At 69.9% G+C, this 17,032-nt stretch carries 19 protein-coding genes; 11 read left to right on the forward strand and 8 right to left on the reverse strand.

The genetic code is table 11. From position 1 onward, the window contains the following. Nucleotides 1-70: 70 nt before the first annotated feature. The 6 genes from fghA to zapE all read left to right on the forward strand — a co-directional run bounded on the left by fghA (nucleotide 71) and on the right by zapE (nucleotide 5,071). Entirely contained in the window at nucleotides 71-901 is an 831-nt protein-coding gene (gene fghA / locus DRV85_RS09110) for an S-formylglutathione hydrolase (protein ID WP_113289126.1), read from the forward strand. Next, nucleotides 898-1,344: a YaiI/YqxD family protein gene (locus DRV85_RS09115; RefSeq protein WP_113289127.1), complete on the forward strand. Its 447-nt coding sequence runs from the start codon at nucleotides 898-900 to the stop codon at nucleotides 1,342-1,344. Before fghA ends, DRV85_RS09115 begins: the two co-directional genes overlap by 4 nt. 124 nt (nucleotides 1,345-1,468) lie before the next feature. After that, nucleotides 1,469-2,089: an HAD family hydrolase gene (locus tag DRV85_RS09120; protein ID WP_113289128.1), complete on the forward strand. Its 621-nt coding sequence runs from the start codon at nucleotides 1,469-1,471 to the stop codon at nucleotides 2,087-2,089. Beyond that, nucleotides 2,086-3,003 carry an ornithine cyclodeaminase family protein gene (locus DRV85_RS09125; protein ID WP_113289129.1) on the forward strand — a complete coding sequence of 306 codons (918 nt, stop codon included), beginning with the start codon at nucleotides 2,086-2,088 and terminating at the stop codon, nucleotides 3,001-3,003. Before DRV85_RS09120 ends, DRV85_RS09125 begins: the two co-directional genes overlap by 4 nt. A gap of 7 nt (nucleotides 3,004-3,010) precedes the next feature. Next, complete coding sequence (locus tag DRV85_RS09130; protein ID WP_113289130.1) at nucleotides 3,011-3,934, forward strand: alpha/beta fold hydrolase; 924 nt, start codon at nucleotides 3,011-3,013, stop codon at nucleotides 3,932-3,934. Between the two features lie 69 nt (nucleotides 3,935-4,003). Beyond that, nucleotides 4,004-5,071, forward strand: coding sequence for a cell division protein ZapE (zapE, locus tag DRV85_RS09135; RefSeq protein ID WP_113289131.1), 1,068 nt, complete (start codon nucleotides 4,004-4,006; stop codon nucleotides 5,069-5,071). Nucleotides 5,072-5,278: 207 nt separating this feature from the next. Here zapE and DRV85_RS09140 read toward each other — a convergent pair whose 3' ends face one another. The 4 genes from DRV85_RS09140 to DRV85_RS09155 are packed head-to-tail and all read right to left on the reverse strand — an operon-like array spanning nucleotide 5,279 to nucleotide 8,810. Further along, complete coding sequence (locus DRV85_RS09140) at nucleotides 5,279-6,562, reverse strand: bifunctional folylpolyglutamate synthase/dihydrofolate synthase (protein ID WP_113289132.1); 1,284 nt, start codon at nucleotides 6,560-6,562, stop codon at nucleotides 5,279-5,281. A 25-nt stretch (nucleotides 6,563-6,587) separates the two neighbouring features. Then, entirely contained in the window at nucleotides 6,588-6,893 is a 306-nt protein-coding gene (locus tag DRV85_RS09145) for a monooxygenase (RefSeq protein WP_113289133.1), read from the reverse strand. A 20-nt stretch (nucleotides 6,894-6,913) separates the two neighbouring features. After that, a complete protein-coding gene (gene accD, locus DRV85_RS09150) occupies nucleotides 6,914-7,852 on the reverse strand; it encodes an acetyl-CoA carboxylase, carboxyltransferase subunit beta (protein WP_113289134.1) in 939 nt (312 codons plus the stop codon). A 52-nt stretch (nucleotides 7,853-7,904) separates the two neighbouring features. Beyond that, nucleotides 7,905-8,810 (reverse strand): CPBP family intramembrane glutamic endopeptidase, encoded by a 906-nt coding sequence (locus tag DRV85_RS09155; protein ID WP_113289135.1) that lies wholly within the window; start codon nucleotides 8,808-8,810, stop codon nucleotides 7,905-7,907. 111 nt (nucleotides 8,811-8,921) lie between these two features. Between DRV85_RS09155 and ilvD the strand changes: the two genes are divergently transcribed. Genes ilvD through DRV85_RS09175 form a run of 4 tightly spaced genes read left to right on the forward strand, consistent with a single transcriptional unit; the run spans nucleotide 8,922 to nucleotide 12,500 of the window. Next, nucleotides 8,922-10,685 (forward strand): dihydroxy-acid dehydratase, encoded by a 1,764-nt coding sequence (gene ilvD, locus DRV85_RS09160; RefSeq protein WP_113289136.1) that lies wholly within the window; start codon nucleotides 8,922-8,924, stop codon nucleotides 10,683-10,685. Further along, the gene (locus DRV85_RS09165) at nucleotides 10,666-11,295 is read left to right on the forward strand and encodes a dihydroxy-acid dehydratase (protein ID WP_147238820.1); all 630 of its coding nucleotides are present in this window, start codon (nucleotides 10,666-10,668) and stop codon (nucleotides 11,293-11,295) included. The genes ilvD and DRV85_RS09165 overlap by 20 nt, the downstream gene beginning before the upstream one ends. A gap of 49 nt (nucleotides 11,296-11,344) precedes the next feature. Continuing rightward, entirely contained in the window at nucleotides 11,345-12,118 is a 774-nt protein-coding gene (locus tag DRV85_RS09170) for a DUF6478 family protein (RefSeq protein ID WP_113289138.1), read from the forward strand. Between the two features lie 13 nt (nucleotides 12,119-12,131). Further along, on the forward strand, nucleotides 12,132-12,500 hold the full coding sequence (locus tag DRV85_RS09175; RefSeq protein WP_113289139.1) for a hypothetical protein: 369 nt from the start codon (nucleotides 12,132-12,134) through the stop codon (nucleotides 12,498-12,500). Nucleotides 12,501-12,576: 76 nt separating this feature from the next. On the opposite strand, the gene DRV85_RS09180 is transcribed toward DRV85_RS09175, so the two are convergent. Genes DRV85_RS09180 through petA form a run of 3 tightly spaced genes read right to left on the reverse strand, consistent with a single transcriptional unit; the run spans nucleotide 12,577 to nucleotide 15,322 of the window. Next, nucleotides 12,577-13,374, reverse strand: coding sequence for a cytochrome c1 (locus DRV85_RS09180; protein ID WP_113289140.1), 798 nt, complete (start codon nucleotides 13,372-13,374; stop codon nucleotides 12,577-12,579). 31 nt (nucleotides 13,375-13,405) lie between these two features. Next, nucleotides 13,406-14,746, reverse strand: coding sequence for a cytochrome b (petB, locus tag DRV85_RS09185; RefSeq protein WP_113289141.1), 1,341 nt, complete (start codon nucleotides 14,744-14,746; stop codon nucleotides 13,406-13,408). Nucleotides 14,747-14,758: 12 nt separating this feature from the next. Then, nucleotides 14,759-15,322 carry a ubiquinol-cytochrome c reductase iron-sulfur subunit gene (gene petA, locus DRV85_RS09190; RefSeq protein ID WP_113289142.1) on the reverse strand — a complete coding sequence of 188 codons (564 nt, stop codon included), beginning with the start codon at nucleotides 15,320-15,322 and terminating at the stop codon, nucleotides 14,759-14,761. Between the two features lie 217 nt (nucleotides 15,323-15,539). On the opposite strand from petA, the gene DRV85_RS09195 reads away from it, so the two are divergent. Next, nucleotides 15,540-16,199, forward strand: a complete 660-nt coding sequence (locus tag DRV85_RS09195) for an outer membrane protein (protein ID WP_113289143.1) — start codon at nucleotides 15,540-15,542, stop codon at nucleotides 16,197-16,199. A gap of 3 nt (nucleotides 16,200-16,202) precedes the next feature. Here the strand turns inward: DRV85_RS09195 and DRV85_RS09200 are convergent, their stop codons facing one another. After that, nucleotides 16,203-16,811 (reverse strand): glutathione S-transferase, encoded by a 609-nt coding sequence (locus DRV85_RS09200; protein ID WP_113289221.1) that lies wholly within the window; start codon nucleotides 16,809-16,811, stop codon nucleotides 16,203-16,205. Between the last annotated feature and the right edge of the window lie 221 nt (nucleotides 16,812-17,032).

Raw genomic sequence — 17,032 nt, forward strand, 5'->3', positions numbered from 1 at the left:
GCTTCGGCGTTTGCCTGCCGCCTGCGCCCTGCTAGGACAGGCCTGAAACCGCACCACAGGAGTCCCCGCCATGCAGACCGTGTCCGAAAACCGCGCCTTCGGCGGCGTGCAGGGGGTCTATACCCACGCCTCGAAGGCCTGTTCCTGCGACATGACCTTCGGCCTCTACCTGCCGCCGCAGGCCGAGCGCGGGCCGGTCCCCGTTCTGTGGTATCTCTCGGGGCTGACCTGCACGCATGAGAACGCCATGATCAAGGCCGGCGCGCAGGGCTGGGCGGCGCGGCACGGCATCGCGGTGGTCTTCCCCGACACCAGTCCGCGCGGCGAGGGGGTCGCCGACGATCCGCACTACGATCTGGGGCAGGGGGCGGGGTTCTACGTCAACGCCACGCAGGCGCCCTGGGCGCCGCATTTCCGCATGTGGGACTATGTGGCCGAAGAGCTTCCACGCCTGCTCGAGGTGAATTTCAACATCGATCCGGCGCGTCAGGCGATCACCGGGCACTCGATGGGCGGGCACGGCGCGCTGACGCTGGCGATGGGGCTGCCGGGGCGCTACGCCTCCGTTTCGGCCTTCGCGCCCATCGCGCATCCGAGTTCCGCCGACTGGGGGCGCAAGCAGCTCGAGGCCTACCTCGGCCCCGACGAGGGCGCCTGGGCCGGACACGACTCCGTGCTGCTCATGGGCGAGCGCGGCTTCGACGGCCACGTCCTGATCGACCAGGGGCTGTCGGACCAGTTCATCGACACGCTCAAGCCCGAGGCGCTGGCCGAGGCGATGGCGGTGCGGCGCCAGCCGGGCAGCCTGCGGCTGCAGCAGGGCTATGACCACAGCTATTTCTTCGTGGCGAGCTTCATGGAGGATCACGTCGCCTTCCACGCCGAGGCGCTGGGCGCGTGACCGTCTACGTCGATGCCGACGCCTGCCCGGTGAAGGCCGAGGCCGAGCGGGTGGCGACCCGGCATCGCGTGCCGCTGGTGCTGGTCAGCAACGGCGGTCTCCGGCCCTCCGCCAACCCGCTGGTCGAGATGGTGACGGTTCCCGAAGGCCCGGACGAGGCCGACCGCTGGATCGCGGAGCGTGCGGGGCCGGGCGACGTGGTCGTGACCGCCGACATGCCGCTCGCCGCCCGCTGCGTGGAGGCGGGCGCGCAGGTGCTCAAGCCCGACGGCACGGCGCTCACGCAGGCGAACGTGCGCGAGGCGCTGGCGATGCGCGACCTGATGACGGATCTGCGCGCGGCCGATCCCTTCCGCCAGGGCGGCGGGCGCAGCTTCGGCAAGGCGGACCGCTCGCGCTTTCTCGACGCGCTGGAGCGGGCGCTGCGCGCCGCGCGGCGCTGAGGCGCCGGCTTTACATCGCGGCGCGGCTCGCGTTTGCTGACGTGGACGCGAGGCAAAATCCTTGGAAGGATTTTGCAAGGCGCTTGCAAGCGCCTTGCCCCCGGCCGCAAGCGAAAGGAGAGCGATGCAACCCCATGCGGTGATCTTCGACATCGGCAACGTGCTGATCGAATGGCAGCCCGAGCGTTTCTACGACGCCCAGGTGGGCAAGGCGCGGCGCCGCGCCATGTTCGAGGCCGTCGATCTGCACGGCATGAACGACGAGGTGGACCGTGGGGCGGACTTCCGCGAGACGATCTACGCCACCGCCGAGGCCGTCCCCGAGTTCCGCGAGGAGATCCGCATGTGGCACGACCGCTGGATCGAGCTCGCCCGGCCCGAGATCCCGAGGTCCGTCGCGCTCATGCGCGCGCTTCAGGCCCGGGGCGTGCCGGTCTTCGCGCTCACCAACTTCGGCATCGGCAGCTTCGAGGTGGCGCGCGGGCACTACCCCTTCCTCGACGCCTTCGACCGGGCCTACGTCTCCGGGCACATGGGCGTCATCAAGCCCGAGGAAGAGATCTACGCCATGGTCGAGGCCGACTGCGGCATCCCGCCCGAGCGGCTGCTTTTCACCGACGACCGCGCCGACAACATCGCCGCGGCCGCCGCGCGCGGCTGGCAGACGCACCATTTCACCGGTCCCGAGGGCTGGGCGCGCCGCCTCGTCGAGGCGGGCCTTCTCGACGCGCGGGAGGCGGCATGAGCGTTCCTGTCATCCCCTTCGAGGAAGGCGAGGCGCGGCTCGACTGGCTGGCGCTCTGCGACGCCTTCGAGGCGGGCCACCGCATGCCGCGGGCCGAGATCGCCGACAGTTTCCTCTACCGCGGCGGGGACACGCTGCTCTCGCGCGCGGCCTGGATCGACGGGCTGGGCATCGCGGTGAAATCGGCGACGATCTTTCCCGGCAACGGCGAGAAGGGGCTGCCGAGCGTCAACGGCGGCGTGAGCCTCTACGCCGACGACACCGGCGTGCTGGAGGCGATCGTCGACTTCCACCTCGTCACCAAGTGGAAGACGGCCGGCGACAGCCTGACCGCCGCGCGCCGGCTCGCGCGGCCGGACGCCCGCGAGATCCTGATCGTCGGCGCGGGCACCGTCGGCCGCTCGCTGCGCGAAGCCTATGGCGCGGCCTTCCCCATGGCCCGCTTCAGCGTCTGGAACCGCTCGCGCGACCGGGCCGAGGCGCTCGCCGCCGATTTCCCCGGCATGCAGGTGGCCGACGATCTGGAGCGCGCCGTGCGCGCCGCCGACATCGTGACATCCGCGACGATGGCGAAGGAGCCGCTGATCCTGGGCGACTGGCTGCAGCCCGGCCAGCATGTCGACCTGATCGGGGCCTTTCGCCCCGACATGCGCGAGGCCGACGATACCGCGCTCGCCCGTGCCCGCGTCTTCGTGGACAGCCGCGACACGACGATCGGCCACATCGGCGAACTAAAGATCCCCGTAGAAGCGGGTGCCTTCCGGCCCGAGGACGTCGTGGCCGACTACTACGACCCGCCCGGCACGTTCCGGCGGCAGGGCGAGGACGAGATCACGCTCTTCAAGAATGGCGGCGGCGCGCATCTGGACCTGATGTGCGCGCGCTACATCCTGGACCGCTGGCAGGCGGGCTGAGGCGGCGATGGGCTGGTGGCTCGTCCTCCTTCTCGCGCTCGCCGCGCCCTTCGCACGTGAAAGGCTGCGCCCCGAGATCGACGCGCGGGCCCGTCGGGACGCCCCCGGAGAGATCGCGCCGCTGCCGCAGGGGGGCACGCACTACCGCTGGCTCGGCGCATCGCGCGGGCCGGTGGCCGTCTGCGTGCACGGGCTCACGACCCCCTCCTTCGTCTGGGAGGGGCTCGCGCCGCGGCTCGGTGCGCTGGGGTTCCGCGTGCTGGTCTACGACCTCTACGGGCGGGGTTTCTCGGATCGGGCGGAGGGGCGACAGAACGCGGCCTTCTTCGTGCGCCAGCTCGAGGCGCTGCTGGCGGACCAGGATGTCGAGACCTCGGAGGTCACGCTCCTGGGCTATTCGATGGGCGGGGCCATCTGCACGGCTTTCGCCGCCGAACATCCCGAGATCGACCGGCTGATCCTGATCGCGCCGGCCGGGGTCCGGGAAAACCTCGGCTGGCAGGCCCGCCTCGTGCGCGATCTGCCGATCCTCGGCGACTGGGCGTTTCATCTCTTCTTCCCACGCCAGCTGCGGCAGGGGATCGAGGCCGAACGCGCGCTGCCCGCGTCCGTCCCCGACATCCACGACCGGCAGCTCGCAGAGCTGCGCCGGCGCGGCTTCCTGCCTTCCGTCATCTCCAGCATTCGCGGCATTCTCGCGCGGTCGATGGCGGCGGAGCATCGCCGCATCGCCGAGACGGGTCTGCCCGTGCTGGCGCTCTGGGGCGAGAGCGACACGCTCGTTCCGAAGGCCAGCCTCGGCCAGCTGGCACAGTGGAACAGGGGCACGGTGCAGGAGGTCATCGAGGGGGCGGGGCACGGACTGCCCTACACGCACACCGACGAGGTGGCCCGCCAGATCGCGCGCTTCGTCGAGGAGCGGCCGAACTAGCCTCGCCCGATCGGGCGCCCCGTGCTCCGCGGCTTTCCGTCCGGCGCGCGCCGCGTTAGGAGAGCGCGCATGGCGACCGTGATGCAGGATCTCTACGCCGACCGTGTGGCCCGGGGGAGCATCGACCCCGACCCGGCGCAGGAGGCGGTGCTGCCCGAGTTCGAGCGCATCTTCGAGGCGCTGGAGCGGCCGCCGAAGCGCGGCCTGTTCCGCCGTGCGCCGGAACCGCCCCGCGGCCTCTACCTCTGGGGCGGAGTCGGGCGCGGCAAGTCGATGCTCATGGACATCTTCGCCGGTGCGCTCACCGTGCCCGCGCGCCGCGTGCATTTCCACGCCTTCATGCAGGAGGTGCATCAGGGCATGACCGAGGCGCGCGCGCGCGGCGTGGACGACGCCGTGAAGCCGGTGGCCAAGGCCATCTCGGACGAGGTCCGCTGCCTCGCCTTCGACGAGATGCAGATCACCGACATCACCGACGCGATGATCGTGGGCCGGCTCTTCGAGCAGCTCTTCGGCGCCGGCGTTGTGGTCGTGGCGACCTCGAACCGCCCGCCTGACGACCTCTACAAGGACGGGCTCAACCGCGCGCTCTTCCTGCCCTTCATCGACCTTCTCAAGGAGCGGATGGTGGTGTGGGAGCTTTCGGGCGCGACCGACCACCGGCAGAACCGCATGGCGGGCAGCCCGGTCTACTTCACGCCTGCCGACGCGGAGGCGCGCGCGCGGATCGCGGCGATCTGGGAGGGGCTCACGGGCGGCGAGACGGCACCGCTGACGCTGCGGGTCAAGGGCCGCGACGTGATCCTGCCGGAGTTTCACAACGGCGTGGCGCGCGCGCGCTTCTTCGACCTCTGCGGCCAGCCTCTCGGCCCGGCGGACTACCTCGCCATCGCCGAGACGGTGCGTGTGCTCGTGCTCGAGGACATTCCGCGCCTGTCGCGGTCGAACTTCAACGAGGCGAAGCGCTTCGTCACGCTGATCGACGCGCTCTACGAGGCGAAGGTGCGCCTGATCGCCTCGGCGGCCGCCGAACCCGAAAGCCTCTACGTCGAGGGCGAGGGCAGCTTCGAATTCGCCCGCACGGCCAGCCGCCTGCGCGAGATGATGAGCCACGGCTGGGGCCGGGCGGAGGGCTGAGGCGCGTCGCGTTCCGGTCTTGCGGCTTTCGCGGGTGACGCGGTCGGCTTTGCCTGGCCAGTCGAAAACTCTGCCGCTTAGGGCCGGTGCGGCTCAGCCCGACGCTCGCGAGGCAAGGTTCAGAGGCGTCGAGAGGGCTTGCCTCCGCCGCCTCCTTTCAATGGTCACCAAATACCCCTGCGCCGCGGTTCGCGTCCATAGCTTGTGTCAGCCGTTCTCGCGCAGGATCTGCCCGGCGAGGTAGAGCGAGCCGCATATGAGCACCCGCGCCTCCGGGGTCTGCAAGGCAATCCCGGCCAGCGCCTCGGCAGGGCTCTCCGCCGTGCGGGTGATGTGCCCCGCCCGCTCCGCCGTCCCGGCCAGCGTGTCCGGGTCGAGCGCCGCCGCTTCCCCGGGGATCGGCACGGCGATCAGGCTGTCGGCCACCTCCGCGAGCGGCGCGAGGAAGCCCGTGGCGTCCTTGGTCGAGAGCATCCCGCAGATCAGATGCGTGGGACGCCGCGGCAGAACCGCGAGATGCGCGGCGAGCGCCGCGCCGGCCGCGGGATTGTGCCCGCCGTCGAGCCAGAGCTCGACCTCGGGGGCTGCCTCGGCCAGCGGACCGCGCCGCAGGCGCTGGAAGCGCGCGGGCCATTCCGCCCGCGTGACCGCGGCCTCGCAGGCCGCCTCGCCCAGGCCGAGGTGCCGCAGCGCCGCGACCGCCGCGCCGGCGTTGGCGAGCTGATGCGCGCCGGGAAGCACGGGAAGCGGCAGGTCGAGCAGGCCTTTCTCGTCCTCGAAGACCATGCGCCCGCGCTCTTCGCGGACGTGCCAGTGCTGCCCGTGGACGTGCAGAGGCGCACCGACGCACGCGGCCTGCGCCTCGATCACCTCGAGCGCCTCCTTGGGCTGGGGGCCGAGGATGCAGGGGCTGCCGCGCTTGAGGATGCCCGCCTTTTCGAAGGCGATCCTTCCCAGCGTGTCGCCCAGATACTGTTCGTGATCCATCGAGACGGGGGTGATGACGGTCAGCGCAGGCGAGTCGATCACGTTGGTGGCGTCGAGCCGCCCGCCAAGGCCCGTCTCGAGCAGCGTCCAGTCTGCCGGCACGCGCGAGAAGGCCAAGAGCGCCGCGCAGGTGGTGATCTCGAAATAGGTGATCGGCTCCCCGCCGTTCGCGGCCTCGCATTCGTCGAGCACGGCCGCGAGCTCCGGCTCGGAGATCAGTTCGCCGGCCACCCGCACCCGCTCGTGAAAACGCGCGAGATGCGGCGAGGTGTAGGCATGCGCCGTCTGACCCGCGCCCTCGATGCCGGCGCGGAGGAAAGCCAGGGTCGAGCCCTTGCCGTTGGTGCCGGCGAGATGAATCGCCGGGGGAAGCGTTCGTTCGGGATGGTCGAGCGCGGACAGCAGCCGCCAGACCCGGTCGAGCGTCAGGTCGATGATCTTGGGGTGCAGCGCCATCATCCGCGCGAGCACGAGATCGGAGGGCGCGGCGCCTTGCGCGGTCATGGGCCGATGCTTTCCGAGGGGCGCGTCAGAGCGGCGCGCGGGTGATCTGCGACAGGGCGGGGTTCACGTCGAAGGTCATGGCGCGGATGTCGGTGATGCCGAACTCGGCCAGCCGCGCGGTGTGCTTCTCCTTGTAGGCGGCCGCGGCCTCGGGGCTGTCGAAGACGTAGATGCCGCCGGCGCGGCCTTCTGCCGCGTTCTCGGTCCAGACCTTCCAGACCAGGCCGGGCTCGGCGGCGATGTCGGTGGCCAGCCCCTCCATCGCGGTGGCCATCTCGCCGCCCCAGGGGCCGGTGAAGGGGAAATCGAATTGAAGAAGCGTGTGCGCCATGGCTGGTATCCTGTCCCTCGTCAGCCCTGAGCGGGCTCGCTTTGCTGTGCCTCGGTGTCGGCGTCGGGCAGGGCCGCGCCCGGTGCGGGCAGATCGCCCTTCACGGCGGGGGGCAGGCCCATGAGCATCCGCGTCAGCGTGATCAGCTCCTCGCGCATGTCCTTGCGATGCGTGACCCGATCGAGCATGCCGTGGTCGAGCAGGTATTCCGCGCGCTGGAAGCCCTCGGGCAGCTTCTCGCGGATCGTCTGCTCGATCACCCTCGGGCCGGCGAAGCAGATCAGCGCGCCCGGTTCGGCGATCTGGATGTCACCCAGCATGGCGTAGCTCGCCGTGACGCCGCCGGTCGTCGGATGCGTGAGCACGACGATGTAGGGCAGCCCCGCCTCCTTCACCATCTCGACGGCGACGGTGGTCCGCGGCATCTGCATGAGGCTGAGGATGCCCTCCTGCATCCGAGCGCCGCCCGCAGCGGAGAAGAGGATCAGCGGGCGCTTCGTCTCGACCGCGCGTTGCGCCGCCGCGATGATGGCGTTGCCGACGTACATGCCCATCGACCCGCCCATGAAGGAGAAATCCTGCGCCGCCGCGACGACCGGCGTGCGCCCGATCTCGCCTTGCGCGACCAGCATCGCCTCCTTCTCGCCCGTGGCCTTCTGCGCGGCCTTCATGCGGTCGGGGTATTTCTTCTGGTCGCGGAAGTGCAGCGGATCGGGCATCGGCTGCGGCACGGCGACCTCGCTGAACACGCCCGCGTCGAAGAGAGCGCGGAACCGTGCGCGCGGCCTCATCGCCATGTGATGACCGCAGGAGGTGCAGACGTTGAGGTTCTCCGCGAGTTCGCGGTGAAACAACATCGTTCCGCACTCGTCGCATTTCGTCCACAGGTTCTCCGGCATCTCGCGCCGCGAGAAGATGGAGTTGATGCGGGGGCGGACGTAATTGCTGATCCAGTTCATGGCGCCTCTCGGATCGTGCGATGCAGATAAGCCGCTCCGGCGAGAAATGCAATCAGCGCCGGAGCGCGAGCCGCGCGGCGAGCCAGGAGCAGAGCAGCATCCCGGCCTCGACAGGCATGGCCGAGCGGAGCATCGCCGGATCCTCGGTCGCCGCGGGCACGGTGTAGAGCGCGAGCCCCGACAGCGCGCCTTCCATCGCCGTGAATGCCACCGGAAAGACATTGTTCATGAAGTGCATGGCGACGGCCGGGCCGAGGTTTCCCGCGCGCGCCGTGACATCGGCGAGCGCGACCGCGAAGGCAGCGCTCCAGAGCGCGACGATCGCGGCATTGCCGCCGAAATCCGCCGGCACGTAGTGCCCGAAGGCGAACAGGGCCGAGGGAACGCCGATCCAGATCAGCGGCGAGGCGAAGCGCGCCGCGAGCTGTTGCTGCAGGTAGCCGCGGAACAGGATCTCCTCCGCGCCCGTCTGGATCACCAGCACGGCGAGCGTCAGCGGCAACAGCGCGAGCCACAGGCCGGGCGCGAGATTGGGCTCGGGCTCCATGCCGCCGGGCACGCCCCAGGGCGGCAGCAGCGCGACCGCGATGTAGAGCAGCGCGAGCGCGCCCAGCACGCGGAAGAAGTCCCGCGCCGCGGCGCCCAGCGACGGGCCGATCAGGCTCTTGGCGCTCCGTCCGTGCAGGTGATGCGCCGCCGCGATCGCGCCCAGCGCCATGAAGGCGAAGCTGCCCAGCAGGATCAATGCGCTCGCCGGCGTGGTGCCGGTGCCGCCCTCCATCGCGAGCTCTGCATAAAGCGTGTCGGGCGCCAGCGCGTAGAGCACGCCGCGCAGCGCGCTCGACAGGCCGAAGAGCACGGCGGCCGCCACCACGAGTCCCGCGATCAGGCGCCAGATTTCGGGGCGCGCGCGGGCGGGGGCGACGAAGGCGTCGTGCGGGGCGTAGGCGGCGTGCATGAGGGGGAACTAGGGCAGCGCAGGCCCCTGCGCAATCTACCTCCGTCGATCGGCCTTGTGCGACGGGGGGGCATTCCGTATTCCCGATCAGGACCGATCAGGGAGGCCCGCATGCTCAAGCGTCCGTTCGACAAGTCGAAGCTGCCCAGCCGCTACGTGACGGAGGGCCCCGCGCGGGCGCCGCACCGCTCCTACTACTACGCGATGGGCATGACCGAGGAGGAGATTCACCAGCCCCTCGTCGGCGTCGCCACCTGCTGGAACGAGGCCGCGCCCTGCAATATCGCGCTCGCCCGCCAGGCGCAGGCGGTGAAGATGGGCGTGAAGGAGGGCTCGGGCACCCCGCGCGAGTTCACCACCATCACCGTGACCGACGGCATCGCCATGGGCCACGAGGGGATGCGCTCCTCGCTGCCCTCGCGCGAGGCGATCGCCGACACGGTGGAGCTGACCATGCGTGGGCACTGCTACGACGCGCTCGTGGGCCTCGCCGGTTGCGACAAGTCGCTGCCGGGCATGATGATGGCGATGGTCCGGCTCAACGTGCCCTCGGTCTTCATCTACGGCGGCTCGATCCTGCCGGGCAAGGCGCCCAACGACCCCGAGGTGCCGGAGGATTTCCGCACCCGTGACCTGACCGTGCAGGACATGTTCGAGGCCGTCGGCCGCCACCAGAGCGGGACGCTTTCGGACGCCGCGCTCGCGATCCTCGAGCGGGTGGCCTGCCCGTCGGCGGGCGCCTGCGGGGGCCAGTTCACCGCCAACACCATGGCCTGCGTGAGCGAGGCGATCGGGCTCGCGCTCTTCAACTCGTCGGGCATGCCCGCGCCCTATGAGAGCCGCGACCAGTATGGCGAGGCCTCCGGCAAGGCAGTCATGGACCTAATCGAAAAGAACATCCGCGCGCGTGACATCGTCACGCGGCAAAGCCTCGAGAACGCGGCGCGCGTGGTGGCCTGCACCGGCGGATCGACCAACGCGGGGCTGCACCTGCCGGCCATCGCGCACGAGGCGGGCATCGACTTCTTCCTCGACGATGTCTGCGAGATCTTCCGCGACACGCCCTATTTCGTGGACATGAAGCCCGGCGGGCAGTTCGTCGCCAAGGATCTCTACGAGGCCGGCGGCGTGCCCGTGGTGATGAAGGAGCTGCGCCGCGCGGGCCTCATCCACGAGGACTGCATGACAGTCTCGGGCCGCAGCATCGGCGAGGAACTTGACCGCGTGACCCGCGAGGCCGACGGAAAGGTCATCCATCCGATCGACGCCCCGATCACCAGGACCGGCGGGGTCGTGGGCCTCAAGGGCAATCTTGCCCCGGAAGGCGCCATCGTGAAGGTCGCGGGCATCGCTGAAGAACATCAAGTATTCACCGGCCCGGCGCGCGTTTTCGAGTCCGAGGAAGAGGCCTTCGAGGCGGTCAAGAGCCGTGCCTACGAGGAGGGCGAGGTCATCGTTATCCGCAACGAGGGGCCCAAGGGCGGTCCCGGCATGCGCGAGATGCTGGCCACCACGGCCGCGCTCTCGGGGCAGGGCATGGGCAAGAAGGTCGCGCTCATCACCGATGGCCGCTTCTCCGGCGCGACGCGCGGCTTCTGCGTCGGTCATGTCGGCCCCGAGGCGGCGATGGGCGGCCCCATCGGCCTGTTGAAGAACGGCGACTTGATCACCATCGACGCGATCAAGGGCGAGCTTTCCGTCGCCGTTTCGGAGGAGGAGATGGAGGCGCGGCGGAAGGAGTGGTCCGGCCCGCGGCCCACCAACTACGCCTCGGGCGCGGTGTGGAAATTCGCGCAGACGGTGGGCCCCACCTACAAGGGCGCCGTGACCCATCCCGGCGCCAAAGCCGAAACGCATGTCTACATGGACATCTAGCGCGGCGCTCGCGGGGGCCTTCGCGCTCGCGGGCTGCGCCCTGTCCCCGTCCGGCTCGCCGCCGCGCGAGGTCGTCGTGGCGCGTGGCGCGATCGCGGTCTCTGCGCCGCCTGGCTACTGCGTGGACCGCGCTGCCCTGCGCGACGCGGAGGACGGCAGTTTCGTTCTGATGGCGAGTTGCGCCAGCCTGGATCCCCGCGCGGAGGGCCCGGCGGCGCTGCCTGCGATCCTGACGGTCACCGTCTCGGCCGCCGATCCGGAACTCGAGCCGCCGCGCGCGGCGGAACTCGCGCAGGCGACGCCCGTGCCCGCGATCGCGACGGTGCAGCGGGGCGCGCTCGCGCTTGCGCATTTCTCGGAAGGGGGCGATTCCATCCTGCCGGGCGGCGATCCGCGCCACTGGCGCGGGGCGACGGGAGCTGGCGGGCGGGTCATCGGTCTGGCGCTCTATGCCCCCGAGGGCAGCCCGCTGGCCGGAGAGGCCGGCGGGCAGCTGGTCGGGGCGGCGGCCGCGCGGATCGAGGCCCGAGCGCCGCGGCGTCAGCCCAACGAGAGCGAGGAAAGACCACGCGCGGGGCTCGGCGGGGCACTCGCGCGTTTGTTCAATTGAAGGGAATTCCCTGCTAAGGCTCGAAAGCGGGTAGCGAGGTCAGGACACGATGCCGGGGGACAGCGGGCCGATCGGGCGGATGATGCAGCGCGCGGCCGAGGCGCACTGGACGCGCGCCGCGGAGCAGGCCGGCCTTGCAGAGCCCGCGGTGCTGCAGCGCGAGCGTGGTCGCGCGCGGCGGCTCAGGCGCGCGCTCGATCATTTTCTGCACGCGGCTGAAGGGCGGCTTGCCGAGACCGCGGGCGCCGATCCGGCTGCGGGCAAGCCGCCTGGCACCGACTGGGTCTGGCGTCCCGAGATCTGGCGCGGGCCGCTGGCCACGCCGGGCCACGCCGCAGCGGCGCCGCGCACAAGCATCGGCGGTAATCTGACGCTGTTCCACGACTGCGCGCTGAGCGAGCTGACGCTGCGCCAGATGCGCACCGCGGAGGCGGACGGGGCGCCGGCGCCCTACGCATTGAGCCTCGATGTCTTCGGCTTCGACGGATCCTATCTGTCCTTCGCGCTCGATCTGCCGGAGGCGGCCGCGCAGGGCCTCCGGCGGCGACATCTGATCCGCCTGGATCTCGCAATGCGGGCCGAACGGCCCCTGGAGGTCTTCGCGCGACTCAACGTGCGGCATGGCCCCAACACCGAACAGGTCGTGCGCGAACTGCCGCAGCTCGCCGGCGCGACGATGGTGGAATTCGACCTCGCCTACTCCCGGCTCAACGAAAGGCGGGTCGAGCGGCTGTGGCTCGACCTGATATTCGATCGGCCGGTGATGAACCGGATCGTTCTGGAAGATCTTGTGCTGTCCCGCCGCCCTCGGGCGGAACTCTGACGGAGCATCGTCCATGACCGAAGGCCTCAGCGTGACCTGCACCCGCTTCGCCAGCGGCATCTGGGAGGGCGAGGTAACCGGCGCAGGCGAGGGCCGCCCGCCGATCGAGGTGCTTCATGGCGACCGTGCCGTGCCGGACGTGCGCCTTGCCGCAGACGAAACGGGGCGCTGGCGACTGAGGTTTCCGGTCCCCGCGGACGCGGTGGGCGAGGGTGTGCATACCCTGCTCATCCGGAACGCCGAGACGGGAGAGACGCTCGACAGCCTCACGCTGATCGGAGGCCAGGCGCTGGAGCCCGACCTGCGCGCAGAGGTGTCGCTGCTGCGTGCGGAACTCGAATTGCTCAAGCGCGCCTTCCGGCGGCACGTGCGCGAGAGCTGACTCTTCTCGAAAAACAAGCCCCCGCGCCGGCGCGCGGGGGCTGCTTACATCGCTGCGGCCGTTCAGGGTGTCGGCGTCAGCTCTCGTCCTTGGCACGGGCCTTGATCGGCGCCCAGATCCGCTTGTTGGTCAGATAGAGCAGAACGGACAGCACGGTGAGGAACAGCACGCCTGTGAAGCCCGCCTGCTTGCGCTCCATCATCTTGGGTTCGGCCGTCCACATCAGGAAGGCGGCCACGTCCTTGGCCATCTGTTCCTCGGTGGCTTCCGTGCCGTCCATGTATTCGACCGCGCCCTCGTAGAGCGGCGGCGCCATGCTGATCCAGCCGCCGGGGAAGGACTCGTTCTCGTAGAGCACGGTGCCCGCCTCCACGCGATCCTCGCCGGTATAGTGCGTGAGAAGCGAGGCGATGTACTCCGCGCCGCCCATGCCCTTGAAAAGCTGGTTGAGGCCGGTGCCGTAGGGGCCGCTGAAGCCGGCGCGCGCCTTGGCCATCAGGCTCAGGTCGGGCGCACCGGCGCTCTCGACGGCCGGGAAATGGTCGTTGGGCCGCGCCGCGCGCCACTCGTCGGTCTCTTCGTCGTAGACCTGGAAGTTCTGCTCGGCGTAGGCGCGCACCTGGTCCTCGGGCATGCCGGGGCCCGTCTCGCTCGTGAGCGTCCGGAGCGGCACGTATTGCAAGCCGTGGCAGGCCGCGCAGACCTGCGTGTAGACCTGAAGCCCGCGCTGCAGCTGGGCCTGATCGTAGGTGCCGAACGGACCCTCGAAGGAGAACTCGTAGTCGGTCACGTGCCCGGCCGCGCCGGCGGCGTGGGCCGCCGGAGCCGCGAGCGTCAGCGCGGCGGCCGCGGAGAGGGCGATTTTCCTGAACATGTCGCGTCTTTCCTTTCTCACTCGGCCCGCATCATTCTGCCGGCGTCTCGACGGTCTTGGTGCCGCCGGCGGCCGAAGCATGCGCCTTGAAGTCCTCCTCGATCGTCGCCGGCTGCGGCAGCGGCTTTTCGAACACGCCCAGCAGCGGCAGGATCACGAGGAAGAAGGCGAACCAGTAGGTCGCGCCGATCAGGGCGATGACCGGATAGATGCCTTCGGCCGGCATGGCACCCGCCCACATCAGCACGAAGAAGTTCACCACGAAGAGCCAGAACCACCACTTGAACATCGGGCGGTAGCGGCCGGAACGCACGCTCGAGGTGTCGAGCCACGGCGCCAGCGCCAGCACGAGGATGGAGCCGAACATCGCCAACACGCCGAAGAACTTGGCGTCGATGATCCCGCCCGTGATGAAGCCCGCGAACTGCACGATCCAGACCGAGTCGTCGAAGGCGCGCAGGATCGCGTAGAAGGGCAGGAAGTACCATTCCGGCACGATGTGCGCGGGCGTCACCAGCGGGTCGGCCTCGATGTAGTTGTCGGGGTGGCCCAGGTAGTTGGGCATGAAGCCCACGATGGCGAAGAACACCGCCAGGATCACCGCCAGCGCGAAGAGATCCTTGATCACGAAGTAGGGCCAGAAGGGCACGGTGTCCTTCTCGGCCTCGGCCTTCGAGGTGCGCCGCACCTCCACGCCGGTGGGGTTGTTGTTGCCCGTGGTATGGAAGGCCCAGATGTGCACGATCACGAGGCCGGCGATCACGAAGGGCAGCAGGTAGTGCAGCGAGAAGAAGCGCTGCAGCGTCGCGTTGTCCACTGCCGGTCCGCCCTGAAGCCACACGAGAATCGTGTCGCCGATGAAGGGGATCGCGCCGAAGAGGCCCGTGATCACCGTGGCGCCCCAGAACGACATCTGCCCCCAGGGCAGCACGTAGCCCATGAAGGCCGTGGCCATCATCAGCAGGTAGATCAGCATGCCGATGATCCAGGTGATCTCGCGCGGGCTCTTGTAGGAGCCGTAGTAGAGACCGCGCAGGATGTGCGCATAGACCGCGATGAAGAACAGCGACGCACCGTTCTGGTGCAGATAGCGGATCATGTGCCCGCCGTTCACGTTGCGCATGATGTGCTCGACGCTGGCGAAGGCCAGATCGGCGTGCGGCGTGTAGTGCATCACCAGGACGATGCCGGTGATGATCTGCAGCGCCAGGCAGAAGGTCAGCACGATCCCCCAGATCCACATCCAGTTGAGGTTCTTGGGCGTGGGGATCATGATCGTGTCGTAGAGCAGCCCGACGATCGGCAGGCGGCTGTGAAGCCACTTCTCGCCGCGGCTCTTGGGCTCGTAATGGTCGTGCGGAATTCCGGACATCGGCGCGTCTCCTTAGCCCAGCTTGATCGTGGTCTCGTCGACGAACTCGGCGACGGGAATGTGCAAGTTCTCGGGCGCGGGGCCCTTCCGGATGCGGCCGGCGCCGTCGTAGTGCGAGCCGTGGCAGGGGCAGAACCAGCCGTTGTAGTCGCCCGCGCCGTCACCGATCGGCACGCAGCCGAGGTGTGTGCAGACGCCCACCTGCACCAGCCACTCGCCGGCCTCGTCGAGGGTACGGTTCTGGTCGGTCGCTTCGGCCTGGTCCTGAAGGTTGGGGTTGCGTGCGACAGGGTCGATCAGCTCGGCCACGTCCACCTGCCGCTCGGCTTCGATCTCCTCAGCCGTGCGGCGGCGGATGAAGACCGGCTTGCCGAGATACTTCACCGTAAGCTGCGTGCCGGGCTCCAGGTCGGCCACGTCGACGCGGATGCTCGACAACGCCTCGACGTCGGCGGAGGGGTTCATCTGGTCGATGAGGGGCCAGATCGCGGCGCCCGCCGTGACCGCCCCCGCGCCTGCGGTGGCGTAGTAGAGGAAATCCCGTCTGGTACCCTGATGGTCCTCGGCGTGGGACATGCGGCTTCTCCATCTCTGGGCCGGCCACGGGCCGGGCGAAAACTGCAATGCCCGGACAGGCACGAGCGCGTCTCCGGGCAGGGTCACGCGGCTATGTAGCGGCGCACGCCGGAGCCGTCCAGCGATACAATGCCGCGCCCGGGGCGAGCGCGTCGCGCTTGAGCGCCGGCACGGCGCGGCGTATCAGTGGCTCTGATCCCGGTACCCGGAGCCTGCGATGCGACACCTGACGACGCTGGTCAAGGCGATCTCGGCCGCCCTGCTGCTCGCCGGTCCGGCAGCGGCCGAGTTCGAGCTGAGCCTCTATTCGGGCTGGCAGACCTCGCCGCACAGCCGCGCAGAGGGCGACTATCCCGGCGGCGGCACCTACGACGCGCTGTTCGGATGGGAGGGAAAGTCCTTCGAACTGCCGCTCTACTACGGGCTGCGGGGGACGTGGTGGCTGACCGACCGCTTCGGCTGGGGCCTCGAGGGCACGCACGCCAAGGTCTACGCGCCCGACGACGAGCGCGCGGCGGCGGGCTTCGACCGTTTCGAGCTGACCGACGGGCACAACATCTTCACCGTGAACGCGCTCCGCCGCTGGCCGAATCAGTGGAAGGGGCTCACCCCCTACGTCGGCGGTGGGCTGGGCTTCGCCATGCCGCATGTCGATGTCGAGCCCACCGGCGGCCCGCGCACCTACGGCTTCCAGGTCACGGGCCCCGCGGTCCGGCTTTTCGCCGGCGCTTCGATGGAGCTCTCGGAGCGCTGGGCGCTCTTCGGCGAATATCAGTTCACCTGGTCCGACAATTCGGCTGACCTCGAAGGCGGGGGCACGCTGGAGACCCGGATCGTCACCAACGCCCTCAATTTCGGGGTGAGCTACCGCTTCTGAGGATCACGCGGGCGGCGGCCGCGTCGCCGCCATCGCGGGCCGCTCGGCGAAGACGGCATACCAGTCGTCGAGCGCGCCGCGCCCCTCGCGCCACGGCCGGTCGGGGTGGCGGAAGTCGAGATAGCCCAGCGCGCAGGCCACCGCGATCTGACCCATGTCCAGCCGGCCGGAGAGGTGGCTCATCCATCGGTTGCCCAACACGTCCAGCGCGCGGGTGATCTTGGCCCATTGCGCCTCGAGCCAGTCGGTGGAGCGATGCGGCTCGGGACGGAAGCGCGCCTCGTAGACCATGAGCACCGCGGCCTCCATGATGCCGTCTGCGGTGGCCTCCAGCGTCAGCACCTCCCAGAGCCGGCCCTCGGGATAGAGCAGCCCCTGCGTCCGGTCGTTCAGGTAGCGGCAGATCACGCGGCTGTCGTAGAGCGCGGGACCGTCGTCGCGCAGCAGCGCGGGGATCTTGCCCAGGGGGTTGGCGGTCGCCAGCGCGGGGTCGGTGGCCATCGGCGAGGTGGTGGTGTCGATCTCGTGCACCTCGCTCTCGAGCTCGAGTTCGCGGATGGCCACGCGCACCTTGCGCACGAAGGGCGAGGCGGCGGCGGAATGGAGCTGCAGCATCGGTGGGGCCTCCCTCTGGCGCGGCGAGGGTGCGGCGCGGCGCGGAGACTGTCAACGCGGCGCGCGCGGCACCGCCGCGCCGGGGGCGCTGCCCCCGGACCCCCGGGGTATTGGAAGACCATTGAAAGGAGGGTGCCGTGGCAGAAGGCGTCCTGCCGCCGCCTGGCGTGTGTACGGCTGCCGACGGGGCAGGGGGGCGGCCCCCGGTCGCGCGGCAT

The organism is Rhodosalinus halophilus (assembly GCF_003298775.1).
GTDB classification, from domain to species: Bacteria; Pseudomonadota; Alphaproteobacteria; order Rhodobacterales; family Rhodobacteraceae; genus Rhodosalinus; species Rhodosalinus halophilus.